The sequence below is a fragment of the Burkholderia cepacia genome (assembly GCF_001039005.1).
GTDB classification, from domain to species: domain Bacteria; phylum Pseudomonadota; class Gammaproteobacteria; order Burkholderiales; family Burkholderiaceae; genus Burkholderia; species Burkholderia theae.
The window spans coordinates 13,561-26,501 of the sequence record NZ_LDWR01000074.1; the positions used below are offsets into that span (position 1 = coordinate 13,561).

8 protein-coding genes are annotated in these 12,941 nt (G+C 66.6%); 4 read left to right on the forward strand and 4 right to left on the reverse strand.

The features are described from left to right. Positions 1 to 3: 3 nt before the first annotated feature. From pgaA to VL15_RS34830, 4 genes are all read right to left on the reverse strand, one after another. Positions 4 to 2,301 carry a poly-beta-1,6 N-acetyl-D-glucosamine export porin PgaA gene (pgaA, locus tag VL15_RS34815; RefSeq protein WP_048251338.1) on the reverse strand — a complete coding sequence of 766 codons (2,298 nt, stop codon included), beginning with the start codon at positions 2,299 to 2,301 and terminating at the stop codon, positions 4 to 6. Positions 2,302 to 2,404: 103 nt separating this feature from the next. Continuing rightward, the gene (locus VL15_RS34820) at positions 2,405 to 3,142 is read right to left on the reverse strand and encodes a hypothetical protein (RefSeq protein WP_048251339.1); all 738 of its coding nucleotides are present in this window, start codon (positions 3,140 to 3,142) and stop codon (positions 2,405 to 2,407) included. Positions 3,143 to 3,204: 62 nt separating this feature from the next. Continuing rightward, complete coding sequence (locus tag VL15_RS34825) at positions 3,205 to 3,615, reverse strand: hypothetical protein (protein ID WP_048251340.1); 411 nt, start codon at positions 3,613 to 3,615, stop codon at positions 3,205 to 3,207. Between the two features lie 712 nt (positions 3,616 to 4,327). Continuing rightward, positions 4,328 to 5,326, reverse strand: coding sequence for a LysR substrate-binding domain-containing protein (locus VL15_RS34830; RefSeq protein ID WP_048251341.1), 999 nt, complete (start codon positions 5,324 to 5,326; stop codon positions 4,328 to 4,330). Positions 5,327 to 5,953: 627 nt separating this feature from the next. Between VL15_RS34830 and VL15_RS34835 the strand changes: the two genes are divergently transcribed. The 4 genes from VL15_RS34835 to VL15_RS34850 all read left to right on the forward strand — a co-directional run bounded on the left by VL15_RS34835 (position 5,954) and on the right by VL15_RS34850 (position 12,892). Beyond that, positions 5,954 to 7,369 (forward strand): circularly permuted type 2 ATP-grasp protein, encoded by a 1,416-nt coding sequence (locus VL15_RS34835; protein WP_048251342.1) that lies wholly within the window; start codon positions 5,954 to 5,956, stop codon positions 7,367 to 7,369. Between the two features lie 64 nt (positions 7,370 to 7,433). Continuing rightward, complete coding sequence (locus VL15_RS34840) at positions 7,434 to 8,375, forward strand: alpha-E domain-containing protein (protein WP_048251343.1); 942 nt, start codon at positions 7,434 to 7,436, stop codon at positions 8,373 to 8,375. A gap of 8 nt (positions 8,376 to 8,383) precedes the next feature. Continuing rightward, complete coding sequence (locus tag VL15_RS34845) at positions 8,384 to 9,370, forward strand: transglutaminase family protein (protein WP_048251344.1); 987 nt, start codon at positions 8,384 to 8,386, stop codon at positions 9,368 to 9,370. 93 nt (positions 9,371 to 9,463) lie between these two features. Beyond that, positions 9,464 to 12,892 (forward strand): DUF2126 domain-containing protein, encoded by a 3,429-nt coding sequence (locus VL15_RS34850; protein WP_048251345.1) that lies wholly within the window; start codon positions 9,464 to 9,466, stop codon positions 12,890 to 12,892. Positions 12,893 to 12,941: the final 49 nt, after the last annotated feature.

The window sequence follows — 12,941 nt, forward strand, 5'->3', positions numbered from 1 at the left end:
TTGCTAGAACGGCAGGTTGACCGACAGGAAGCCGGTTTCGGAGCGCTCGCGCTGGCCGTCGTACGCATGGCTGCTGACTTCGACGCCGTAGCTCAGCGTGATGTCGTGCTTGAATGTCCAGACGTGCTGGAGGCGGGCGGTCCATAACGCGCTGGTGCCGAAGCCGCGCTCGTTGTACACGCCGCCGGACGCCGACAGGCGCTGCTGCAACGACATGTCGCCCTTCTTCCACAGCGTCAGCTGGTGCATGACGGTTGCCGCCGCCGCATAGTCGCGGCCCGGGTTGAAGTAGGGCGCGTCCTGCCGCGTGTTGCTGTCGGTGCCGAGATCCAGCGAGATGTTGACGAGCTGGTTCGCCGATGTGTACACGCGCTGCGTGCCCGTCGCGGAAATTTCCTGGTGGAAGTTCGCGTCGCTGTAGCGGCTCACGCCGTAGCTCAGCTTGACTTCGCGGCGGTCGTTCTGGCGATACACGACCTCGACGTTCGCGGAGCGGCCCCAGATGTGCGCGACATAGGCCTTCCACGGCAGCGTGTTGTCGTTGGAGTCGAGCGCGCCGCTGACCGTCCAGTAATCGTTGAGGTTGTACGTGACGGAACCGCGGCCGCCCGTTCGCCCGTCGGTGCCGAGCGAGCGCGTGACTTCGCCCTGGACCGTGAGCGGCCCGTGCCGGTAGTCGCCGCCGACGCCGGTGCGCGTGCGGCTGATGTTGCCGGTGTCGGTTTGCGCATAACCGAAGAACGTGTGCGAAAACACGCGCCAGTTGTCGCCGAACGGTTGCGAATACACATAGCTGTCCGACGTGAAGCTGTTGTCGGCCAGCGCGCTGTTGCCGTGCTCGTAGCTCAGGTCGGTCGTGAACACGGGGCTGCGGTACGCGTTGTAGTCGCGCTTGAATGCGCGCACGGAGCCGCTGTCGGGGAACGTGTTGTCGAAGGTCTGGTCGACGCTCTTCGCGGTCGCGTAGTCGTCGGCCGACAGCGCCGCGCGGCCGAGCCCGGCGAGCATTTCGACGTTGTCCGGGTGGTCGGTCAGCGACGCGTGATACATCGCGATCGCCTGGCGCGGGTGCGACTGGCCCGATACGGCATCGGCATGCGCGGCGCGGACTTCCGCATTGAACGGCACTTCCTTCTCGAGCTTTTCCAGCGCGGCGATCCCTTCATCCACGCGGCCCGTGTAGATCAGGTACTGCGCACGCAGCCGGTAGTAACGCAGGTAGTCGTCGTTTTCCGGCCCCCACACGCGTACCTCTTTTGCCGGCGGCAGCGACTTGCCCATGTCGTCGAGCACCTGGTTCGCATCGGCCGCGCGCCCCTGGTCGACGTACGACCAGAACAACCCTTCGCGCAATTCGATCGGACGCGTGCGTGCGCCGTACTGGAAGCCGCGCGTCGCGCTGTCCGTCGGCGCTGCAGTCGCCTGCTTCAGCGCGCGCTGGTACACGGCGTTGGCCTTGCCCGGTTCGCTCAGGTACAGGTACGCGTCGCCGACGGCCGCCAGCGCGTCGATCGAGATCTCCGCGTCCGGCGGAATCGTCTCGAATGTCGCGACGGCCTTCTTCATGTCGCCGCGCGCCGCGTAGGCGATCGTCCGGTCGCCGGCGAGCGCCGTCCGGACCGGCGAATACTCGGGCGTGGGCGGCATCCGCTTGTCGAGGTCGTCGGCGGCGCGCAATGCGGTATCGAGCCCGTCGAAGCGGTCGGCGCTCGTCATCGAGCGCGATTTGTCGCGCCCGCCGCGCACTTGCTGGCGAATCGACAGTTCCTCGAGCCGCGCGAGATCGACGGCGGAGAACACGTCGGGGCGCGCTTTCGCTTCTTCCAGCGCCTTGATCGCGCCGCCGCTCGACGCGAGGCCGAACACGTCGTTGCGGACGGTGGCCGGGTCGGCGGTACGGAGGTCGGGCGCCTGCGCATTCGGGGTTTCCGCTTCGGGTGTCTGCGCGGCCGGAGGCTGGGCATTGGGCATCGGGGTGTCCGATGTCGGCGGGGGCGGTGTTTGAGCAGCGGGCGTCGCGGCACTCGGCATCTGGGCACCCGAGGCCTGCGCGATCAGTGTCGGCGCATGTGGTGGTGGTGCGTCCGGTGCGAGCGAACCCTGTGTCGGCAAGTCCGGCGGTTTCGGATCCGGCACACCATTGACGCCGGCGATTTCGCTGACGCCGCCGGATTCCGTATCGCTTTCGGCGGAGAAGCAGGGGCCGGACGCGACGAGCAGCACCATCAGCGGCGCATGCAGGAAGATCCGCCGGTTGGACGGAGCGACGGCAGTGCGGTGTTGTTTGCGATTGTTGGCCACGGTGTGTCCTCGCTTCGAAACGATCACTTCGGTTGCACACCCGACGATCCACGTCACCGCTCGCCGCGCGGTCGGGCAGCGGGCCCGGCCATGCGGCGCCGGTTCACAGGCGATTGCGGATCGCCTGCCCAAGCAATGCACGCGATTCGCTGTTCTTCGGGTCGATCGCGAGCGCCCGGCTCGCGTTTTGCTCCACACAGTTCCATTCGTCGATCACCGCGCACGAGCGCGCCTTTGCCAGCGCTCGCGCACCTGCCAGGTCCGCACGCGTGATGCTTGCCGTCTGCATGCGCGCCGTGTCGGTGTTGTACGACCGTGGCATCGGCGCGAAGTCCATGCGCTTTCTCGTGCCCGCCAGCGTTTCGGTTCGCGGCGCGCGGTGCGTATCGCCGAAGCGCGCGGTGATGTGCCCGCGAGCCGGCGTGGCGTGCGGGTTGGCGGCGAGTGCCATGGGCGGCACATGCACCGGTGGCCGGTGTTTCGCGACGGCGCGGGTGGCTGCCCGCGGCGCGGCTTCCGGTTCGGCCGCGAGCGTGACGGGTGGTGCGGCGGGTGCGATCGCCGGCTCCGGCCCTTGGACGACCGAGGTTCCGGACCCACCGGTCGAGCGGGAGGTCGTGGCCACGATCGCGTTGCGGTATGTCCCGGCGGCTGTGCCGATCACACCGGAGATGTCGTGCGTCACGCTGGCATGGCCGGTTGCCGTGTCACGCTCGGCATACGCGAAGATGCCGAAGATCGCCGCGAACGTGACGAAGCTGAGTGCCGCGTTCTTGCCGGGGCCCCAGGAGGGTTTCGGCTGTCGGGCGGGTGAGTTGTCCGGTCGTTCTGCACGAGTCATTCAATGTTCCTCGATTCGAGACGCTGCGGTGAATGACGCGATCGGGGCGGGTCAGGTGGCGTTCACCATCGCAACTGCGTGGTGAGCGCGCCCGTTTCGACGATCGCGAACTGCGTGGCCCCCTGATAGGTCCCTTCGACCCGGTAGCTCGCGTCGGGCACGCTGAACAGGCAGCGCGACCCCGATGCGTTGAATTCGACGAGCACGCGGCCATGCCGCCTCAGGCGGACCTGCACGTTGACAAGCGGTTGCCCGGTCCGGGCCGATGTGAACGACACGCCGAGGTTGTAGGGACGGCCGTCGGGGGGAAGCGGCGCCGTACCGTCGATCCGCGCGTCGCCGCAGATATACGAGATCACGTAGCGGCCGGTGCCCGGACCGGATGCGGGGGCCTGGGCGATGGCATTCATGCAGAGCGTGGAGAGGACAACGCTCAGGAAAGGGCGGGCATGCTGTCGAAACGAGGAAGACATTGCAACCTCCCGTCCGGAATCAATGGCAAGCATTTATTCCGAGTCAAATTTGCCAGCGTTTTTTTTGCGACACGCTATTGATACACGATGGTCTTTGAACCAACAACCGCGTGTGGTCGAAATGGGACGAGGGTGAAATGTCCTATTTAAATAGGATAACGACGGATTTGTCTGACTCGTTTACCGCTGAAGAAAGTCGATATTGCCGAATATGATCATTGCTCGTCGGTAGCGATGATCGAGCCCGCATTGAATCATGTCGGAGGTATCGGCATTCGTGCCGAAAAATAACGACTGATAAAAGGAATTGTTGCTTCTGTGTTCGACGCGAATTGATGAAGATCCGGATGCAGGTCGAGAAATTTGAAATGAGGGTGCGACGTTTTTGATATTCGGGTTGTTACAGGTAAATCGAAACTTTTAATTTGTTCTGTAACAGGGTATTTCGACCCGGAAAATCAGTCGGAATATTCGGGCATTACGTTGGAGGGGTAAAAAACTCGATTTTCGAAAGCAAACGTTTGCGATTTCTCCGCTGTCGATTACGGGGTGGGTACGGTGATTTCACGGGCTGCGGCGAGATGATCGATTGTTGCCGGAAAGGCGGTCGCGTTCGATACGAAGCAGTGCGACGCGAATGCGGGTCAACGCCGGATTGCCCGGGACCGCACTCGCGTTCGCGCCGTGAACAGACCGGACGCGAACCCGAATGTCAGCGGCTGCCGTCCGCGCTTCGCCGCGCGATGCGTATCGCCGGCGCGGCCGCTTGCCCGGCCGCCTCGACCGCGCCATCGAGCGCCTTGCGCGGCCGGTTCATGATGTAGGTCCACAGCTGCTCGGCCGCGAGCCCGCGCTTGCGCGCCGACCGGTACAGGCGGATTTCGAGTTCGGTGATCCAGTCGCCGGAACCCGCGCACACGAGCGTGCCTTCCGCGAGCTCCTTCGCGACACAGCTTTCCGGCAGCCAGCCGATCCCGTGCCCGGCCACGACCATGCCCTTCAACGCCTCGGACATGTGCGTTTCGAAGCATCGGTGCAGCACATACGGCTCGGTCGCATTCAGCAGCAGCATCTCGACGATGTTGCCGAGAAACGCGCCCGACGAATACGCGAGCAGCGGTAGCGGTGCGTCGGGCGTGCCCGGCAGTTGGAACACGGGCTTGCCGCGCGCATCGGGCGTCGACACCGGCAGGATCCGCTCGACGCCGAGGTTCACGAACGGGAAGTGGTTCGGGTCGAGCACGATCGGCAACTGCGGATGGTGATAGCCGAGCAGCAGGTCGCATTCGCCCTCGACGAGCTGCTGCACGCCTTCCGGCACGTTCACCGCGTTCACGCGCGCAGTTACGTGGCCGACCTCGCCGTTGAGCTGCTTGAGCCATTCGGGAAACAGCGTGAAGACGAGCGTATGGGCGACGGCGAACCGCACGACCTGGTCGCTGGCCGCGAACTGGTCGTAGCCGTTCACGAGATTGCGCGCCGCATACATGCTGCGCAGGATGTCCGCGGCGAGCCCGCGGAACATTTGTCCGGCCGGCGTCAGCGTGATCGGGTTGATGCTCCGGTCGACCAGCTTCGCGTCCATCCAGGTTTCGAGCGACGCGATTCGTCTGCTGAATGCCGACTGCGTGAGGTGCCGGTTACGCGCGGCCCGGGAAAAGCTCTTGGTATCCGCAAGGCTCAGGAAATCTTCCAGCCACTTTGCTTCCATTTCGATCTTCGCTTTTTATAGTCGGGCGTCAGAAGGCGCGGCGCCGCTTCGCTGCACGAACTTTCTAGCGTACCGCGCCTCGCGTGGGTCGGCCCGATGTTTTTTTTCGATCGGTGTCAGTCGAAATATGCATGGGCGTTGTCGGCGGGATTACGGCTGCATAGGTTTGAGGTGCCGGACCCGGCTAACCGGACAGTTCATCGCGTCGAGCTGTCCGCGCTGCCGCAGACGGTACTTCCCCAGGGCCGGCTGCGCTGTATGCGTGCCGGCCCGCCTTTTCGTCCCGACGTTCCGGCGGCCGCTGAGCCGGCGTTCCAGGTGTGCCAGGGCGCCCCGGGCAGGCCATTTTTTGTGCAGTGCAGATTGCACAGTCGTGACACGCGGGAGAACTATGTTCGAAAGACGCGGCGCAGCATCGGCCGTGCGCGCTCGCGGCGCACCGTTGCCGCGCGTCGCGCCGGGTGCTGCACCGTTGTGGTGCGGAATGCCGCGCGGGCGTGCCCGGCGCGGCACAAAAAGGGGGGAGGATATCGACGGGATATCGCAAGGCACGTTCCTTGCGAAGCATTCATTACGCCGGTCCGGCATGCGCAATGCCGGGGAAAACGATCGATGGAGAAAAGATCGATGAAGCCATTCGATGAAATGCTGCAATCCGGCGACATGGTAAGGGCGCCTTACGCGCGCCTGAAGCGGTGGCTCGACACGCAAAATCCCGCGAGCCTCGCCCAGAAAGCCCACGACGCGGAAGGTGTGTTCCGCAAGACGGGCATCACGTTTGCCGTTTACGGCGACGCGGAGGCCGCCGAGCGGCTGATCCCGTTCGATATCGTCCCGCGCATCATCTCGGGCGCGGAATGGAGCCGGCTGTCGCTCGGCATCGAGCAGCGCGTGATGGCGCTCAACGCGTTCCTCGACGACATCTATCACCGGCAGGAGATCGTGCGCGCGGGCATCGTGCCGAAGCACCTGATCGCGCACAACGAAGCATTCGTGCCGGAGATGATCGATTTCCGGCCGCCGGGGAACGTTTACACGCACATCATCGGCGTCGACATCGTGCGCACCGGCGAGAACGAGTTCTACGTGCTCGAGGACAACGCGCGCACGCCGTCCGGCGTGTCGTACATGCTGGAAAACCGCGAGACGATGATGCAGCTCTTCCCCGAGCTGTTCCAGCAGGTGAAGGTGCGCCCGGTCGAGACCTATCCGCAGATGCTGCGCCAGTCGCTCGCGGCCGTGTGCCCGCCGGGCGGCAACGCCGACAACCCGACCATCGCCGTGCTGACGCCCGGCATCCACAATTCCGCGTACTACGAACATTCGTTCCTCGCCGACCAGATGGGCGTGCACCTCGTCGAGGGCAGCGACCTGCAGGTGGTCGACGGCCGCGTCGCGATGCGCACGACCGAGGGTTTCCGCCCGATCGACGTGCTGTACCGGCGCGTCGACGACGCGTTCCTCGACCCGCTCACGTTCCGCCCCGATTCGGTGCTCGGCGTCGCGGGCATCATGGACGTCTACCGCGCGGGCAACATCACGATCACGAACGCGCCCGGCACGGGCATCGCCGACGACAAGGCGATCTATTCGTACATGCCGGAGATCGTCGAGTTCTACACGGGCCGCAAGGCGCTGCTGGAGAACGTGCCGACCTGGCGCTGCGGCGAGGCCGACAGCTTGAAGTACGTGCTTGAGCATCTCGACGAACTGGTCGTGAAGGAAGTGCACGGCTCGGGCGGCTACGGGATGCTGGTCGGGCCGTGCGCGTCGAAGGCCGAGCTCGAGGCGTTCTCCGCGAAGCTGCGTGCGCGGCCCGCGAACTACATCGCGCAACCGACGCTGGCGCTGTCCACGACGCCGATCCTGACCGAAGCCGGCCTCGCGCCGCGCCACGTCGACCTGCGGCCGTTCGTGCTGGTGTCGGACCGGATCCGCATCACGCCGGGCGGGCTCACCCGCGTCGCGCTGAAGGAGGGATCGCTCGTCGTCAACTCGAGCCAGGGCGGCGGCACCAAGGACACCTGGGTGCTGGCCGACTGAGCCGGACACGACTGCGCGCGCCGGAGCCGGCGCGCGAACCGAACGAAGACGGAGTGGACACGAGATGCTTCTGGGACGTACTGCAAGCGGTCTCTACTGGATGTACCGCTATATCGAGCGCGCGGAGAACATCGCGCGCATCGTCGATGCCGGGCTGCGGATGGCGCTCACGCGCACGTCCGACGCGCCGGCTGAATGGTCGTCGGTGCTCGTCAGCTCGGGCACCGACGACGGCTACCGGCAGAAATACGACGCGTATGCGGCCGATACCGTGACCGACTACCTGCTGCGCGACCGCGACAACCCGTCGAGCGTGCTGGCGTGCATCGAGGCCGCACGCTCGAACGCGCGGATGGTGCGCACGGCGCTCACGCGCGAAGCGTGGGAGAGCGTGAACGGCGCGTGGCTCGCGCTGCGCCGCGCGCTTGCGGAGCCGGTGCCGGAGAGCGAGCTGCCGGCCGTGCTCGACGAGGTGAAGCGCGAAACCGCGCTGATCCTCGGCAGCTTCTACAGCACGATGCTGCGCAACGAGATCTTTGATTTCGCGCAGATCGGCGCATACATCGAGCGCGCGGACAACACCGCGCGGATCATCGACGTCAAATACCACCTGCTGTTGCCGTCGGTGTCGCACGTCGGCACGATCCTCGACAACTACCAGTGGGAGACGATCCTGCGCTGCGTGGCCGCGCACCGTTCGTACCGCTGGGTGTACGACGTGCAGTACAAGCCGCTGAACATCGCCGACTACCTGATCCTGAACGGCCGCATGCCGCGTTCGCTGCGCTATTGCTACGGGCGCGTCGTGTCGAGCCTGAACCTGCTCGCGAAGGATTACGGCGTGACACATCCGTGTCACGACACGGCCACGAAGATCCTGCAAATGCTGTCCGACACCTCGGTCGAGCGGATCTTCAAGAGCGGCCTGCACGAGTTCCTGACCGACTTCATCGGCCGCAACAACAGCCTCGGGCTCGAAATCGCCCAGGCCTACAACTTCGACTGAGACTTGCCATGCGACTCGCCATTCGACACATCTCGCGTTATCAGTTCGACGATCAAGCCACCCATGCGCTGCAACGGCTGCGGCTGCGCCCGCAGTCGGGCCCCGGGCAGACGGTGCGCGCGTGGCAGGTCACGATCGACGGCGTCGAGCCGACGCTGTCGTACGCCGACGGGCTCGGCAACCGGATCGACCTCGTGCGCCACGACCGCGGCACGAAGGCCGAGATCGTCGTCATCGCGGCCGGCGTCGTCGAGACGCAGGACCGCGCGGGCATTCTCGGCAATCCGGAAGGTTATGCGCCGCCGTGGATCTTCGAGCGCGAGACCGCGCTGACGAAGGCGGGCGACACCGTGCGCGCGCTCGCGGAGGCGCTGCCGATCGAGCCGCATGGCCTCGACGCATTGCACTGGCTGATGACGGAAGTGCACGGCCGCATCGCGTACGCGCCGAACCTGGCCGCCGACGCGCCCGTCGATGCGGAAACCGCGCTGCAAAGCGGCGAGGGCACGAGCCGCGACCATGCGCACGCGTTCATCGCGGCCGCGCGCGTGCTGAAGATTCCCGCGCGCTATATCTCGGGTTACGTGCTCGCCGACAGCGCGATGCAGCGCATCGCCGACGCGAAGCAGAACGTGGCCGACGAGGAGGAGGAAGCGCTCGCGCTGCAGAGCGGCGAGGACATGCAGCAGGTGCTCGGTGCGTCGCATGCGGGGCAGTCGCAGTCGCAATCGCAAGGGGTGCCGCATCCGGCGCTCGGCGCGCAGCCGCAAGCCGCCGCGCTGACGCAGCAGCCGGCCGGCCATGCGTGGGCCGAGGCTTATGTCGAAGGGCTCGGCTGGGTCGGGTTCGATCCGTTCATGAACCGCTGCCCGGACGAGCGCTACGTGCGTATCGCGGTCGGCCTCGACTATCGCGACGCGCAGCCGGTGACGGGGCTCGGAGCGACGGCCGTGGGCGTCGAGATCAGCGTCGTGCAGTCGCCGGAATTCGTCTGACCTGACGCGCGCTTTCGCCGAATCCGCCATGCCGGGCCGCCGCGTCGAGGGCGACGCGACGCGTGCGGCCGGCCCAACCCGAACCGAGCTCCCATGTCCATCCACGTCGCGCTGCATCACACCACCCGCTACCGTTACGACCGGCTCGTCAATCTCGGCCCGCAGGTCGTGCGGTTGCGGCCCGCGCCGCACTGCCGGACGCCGATCGTCGCGTACTCGATGACGGTCGAGCCCGCGCAGCACTTCATCAACTGGCAGCAGGACCCGTTCTCGAACTATCTCGCGCGGCTCGTGTTTCCGGAGCGCACGGAATCCTTCGAGATCACGATCGATCTCGTCGCCGAGATGTCGGTGTACAACCCGTTCGACTTCTTTCTCGAAGCCAGCGCGGAGCAATACCCGTTCAGCTATGACGATGCGCTGAAGACCGAGCTCGCGCCGTATCTCGCGTGCGATCCGAAGACGAGCGCGTCGCCGCTGTTCCGCGCGTATGTCGACGGCGTCGACCTTACGCCGGCCGGCACCGTGAACTTCCTCGTTGCGGTGAACCAGCAACTGCAGCGCGACATCGGCTATCTCGTGCGGCTGGAGCCCGGCGTGCAGACGCCCGAGCAGACGCTCGAACTCGCGTCCGGCTCGTGCCGCGACAGCGCGTGGCTGCTCGTGCAGCTGTGCCGGCATCTCGGCATCGCCGCGCGTTTCGTGTCGGGCTACCTGATCCAGCTCACGCCCGACGTGAAGTCGCTCGACGGCCCGAGCGGCACGTCGGTCGACTTCACCGACCTGCACGCATGGTGCGAGGTCTACCTGCCGGGCGCCGGATGGATCGGCTTCGATCCGACCTCGGGCCTGCTCGCCGGCGAAGGGCATATCCCGCTCGCGTGCACGCCGCAGCCGACCAGCGCCGCGCCGGTCGAAGGGCTGATCGACGAGTGCGAGGTGTCGTTCGAGCACGAGATGGCGGTGACGCGCGTGTACGAATCGCCGCGCGTGACGAAGCCGTATACGGAGTCGCAATGGGACGCGGTGCGCACGCTCGGCACGCAGGTCGATGGCGCACTGGCGGCCGGCGACGTGCGGCTCACGCAGGGCGGCGAGCCGACCTTCGTGTCGATCGACGATCGCGACGGCGCCGAGTGGAATACCGATGCGCTCGGACCGACCAAGCGCGGTTACGCGACCGAACTCGTGCAGCGGCTGCGCGCCGAATACGGCGACGGCGGCTTCCTGCATTTCGGGCAGGGCAAGTGGTATCCGGGCGAGCAATTGCCGCGCTGGGCGCTGTCGATCTTCTGGCGCGCGGACGGCCAGCCCGTGTGGCACGATCCATCGCTGTTCGCCGACGAGCGCGAGCCGTCCGCCTGTACGACCGATGACGCGAAGCGCTTCATCGACGCGCTGGCCGCGCGGCTGAACCTGACCGGCGACTTCATCCTGCCCGGTTACGAGGACGTCTGGTACTACCTGTGGCGCGAACGCCGGCTGCCGGTCAACGTCGACCCGTTCGACTCGCGCCTCGACGACGAGCTCGAACGCGCGCGGCTGCGCAAGGTGTTCGAGCAGCAGCTCGACAGTGTGGTCGGCTACGTGCTGCCGGTCCAGCGCACGGAAGATGGGCGGGGCCGCCATCGGCCGGGCCTCGACGGGCCGCGCTGGCAGACCGGCCCGTGGTTCTTCCGCGACGAGCGGATGTACCTCGTGCCCGGCGATTCGCCGATGGGCTATCGGCTGCCGCTCGATTCGCTGCCATGGGCCGCGCGTGCCGATCATCCGCACCTGGTCGAACGCGATCCGTTCGCGCCGCGCACCGCGCTGCCGGAAGCTGCCGCCATCCGCGCGCGTTATGCGGGGCCGGCCGACGCGCCGCGCTACCTGTCCGGCGTGCATCGCGAAGCGTCCGCGCAGACCGTGATGCAGTGGCGCAACGACGGCACGGCCGCAGACGGGCGGCCCGCCGCGCACGATCCTCAGCGTCGGCCCGAGCGCTTCGAATCGGCCGCGTGGATCACGCGCACCGCGCTGTGCGTCGAAGTGCGCAACGGCATCCTGTACCTGTTCATGCCGCCGCTCGCCGCGCTCGAGGATTATCTCGAACTGCTCGGCGCGATCGAGCTGACCGCGCACGCGCTCGGCGTGAAGCTCGTGCTCGAAGGCTACCCGCCGCCGCGCGATGCGCGGCTGAAGATGCTGCAGGTGACGCCCGATCCCGGCGTGATCGAGGTGAACATCCATCCGGCCGCGAGCTTCGACGAACTCGTCGACCACACCGAATTCCTGTACGACGCCGCATGGCAGTCGCGGATGTGCAGCGAGAAGTTCATGGTCGACGGCCGCCACGTCGGCACGGGCGGCGGCAACCACTTCGTGCTCGGCGGCGCGACGCCGGCCGACAGCCCGTTCCTGCGCCGTCCGGACTTGCTCGCGAGCCTGGTCGCGTACTGGCACAACCATCCGTCGCTGTCGTACCTGTTCTCCGGGCTCTTCATCGGGCCGACGAGCCAGGCGCCGCGCGTCGACGAGGCGCGCAACGATCAGCTCTACGAACTCGACATCGCGTTCGCGGAGATCCAGCGCAACAAGCTGCTGTACGGGCAGGACATGCCGCCGTGGCTCGTCGACCGCGTGCTGCGCAACCTGCTGATCGACGTGACGGGCAACACGCATCGCAGCGAATTCTGCATCGACAAGCTGTATTCGCCGGATTCGTCTACCGGCCGGCTCGGCCTGCTCGAACTGCGCGCGTTCGAGATGCCGCCGCATGCGCGGATGAGCGTCGTGCAGCAACTGCTGCTGCGCGCGCTGGTCGCGCGTTTCTGGGCAGCGCCGTACACGACGCCGCTGACGCGCTGGGGCACCGCGCTGCACGACCGCTTCATGCTGCCGGCGTTTCTTCAGATGGATTTCGACGACGTGCTGGCCGAACTGCGCGATGCCGGTTTCGGGTTCGATCCGGCCTGGTTCGCGCCGCATTTCGAATTCCGCTTCCCGCTGTTCGGCGAGATCGCGGTGAACGGGATGCAGCTGTCGCTGCGCGGCGCGCTGGAGCCGTGGCACGTGATGGGCGAGGAGGGCGCGCCCGGCGGCACGGTGCGCTACGTCGATTCGTCGGTCGAACGGCTCGAAGTGCGCGTGACGGGGCTGAATGACAACCGGCACGTCGTGACCGTCAATGGTCGCGCGCTGCCGCTGCAGCCGACCGGCACCGTCGGCGAATACATCGCGGGCGTGCGCTACAAGGCGTGGGCGCCGCCGTCCGCGCTGCATCCGACCATCGGCGTGCATGCGCCGCTCACGTTCGACATCGTCGATACGTGGCTGCAGCGCTCGCTCGGCGGCTGTCGTTATCACGTCGCGCATCCGGGCGGCCGCAACTACGCGACGTTCCCCGTCAATGCGTACGAGGCCGAGAGTCGCCGGCTCGCGCGCTTCGTCGAGATGGGGCATACGCCGGGGCGAATGGACGTCTCGGCCGCCGCGCCGAGCCGCGAATTCCCGTTCACGCTCGACCTGCGGCGGCCCTGACCGGCCGATGACAGGCATCACGACGATGCGCGGCTCGCGTTCTCCCGGC

What these genes read in the sequence shown, in the direction of transcription:
- VL15_RS34835 (WP_048251342.1), top strand. Translation starts at nt 5,954, where the DNA reads ATGAAGCCATTCGATGAAATGCTGCAATCCGGCGACATGGTAAGGGCG.
- VL15_RS34830 (WP_048251341.1), bottom strand. Translation starts at nt 5,326, where the DNA reads ATGGAAGCAAAGTGGCTGGAAGATTTCCTGAGCCTTGCGGATACCAAG.
- VL15_RS34850 (WP_048251345.1), top strand. Translation starts at nt 9,464, where the DNA reads ATGTCCATCCACGTCGCGCTGCATCACACCACCCGCTACCGTTACGAC.
- VL15_RS34820 (WP_048251339.1), bottom strand. Translation starts at nt 3,142, where the DNA reads ATGACTCGTGCAGAACGACCGGACAACTCACCCGCCCGACAGCCGAAA.
- VL15_RS34825 (WP_048251340.1), bottom strand. Translation starts at nt 3,615, where the DNA reads ATGTCTTCCTCGTTTCGACAGCATGCCCGCCCTTTCCTGAGCGTTGTC.
- VL15_RS34845 (WP_048251344.1), top strand. Translation starts at nt 8,384, where the DNA reads ATGCGACTCGCCATTCGACACATCTCGCGTTATCAGTTCGACGATCAA.
- VL15_RS34840 (WP_048251343.1), top strand. Translation starts at nt 7,434, where the DNA reads ATGCTTCTGGGACGTACTGCAAGCGGTCTCTACTGGATGTACCGCTAT.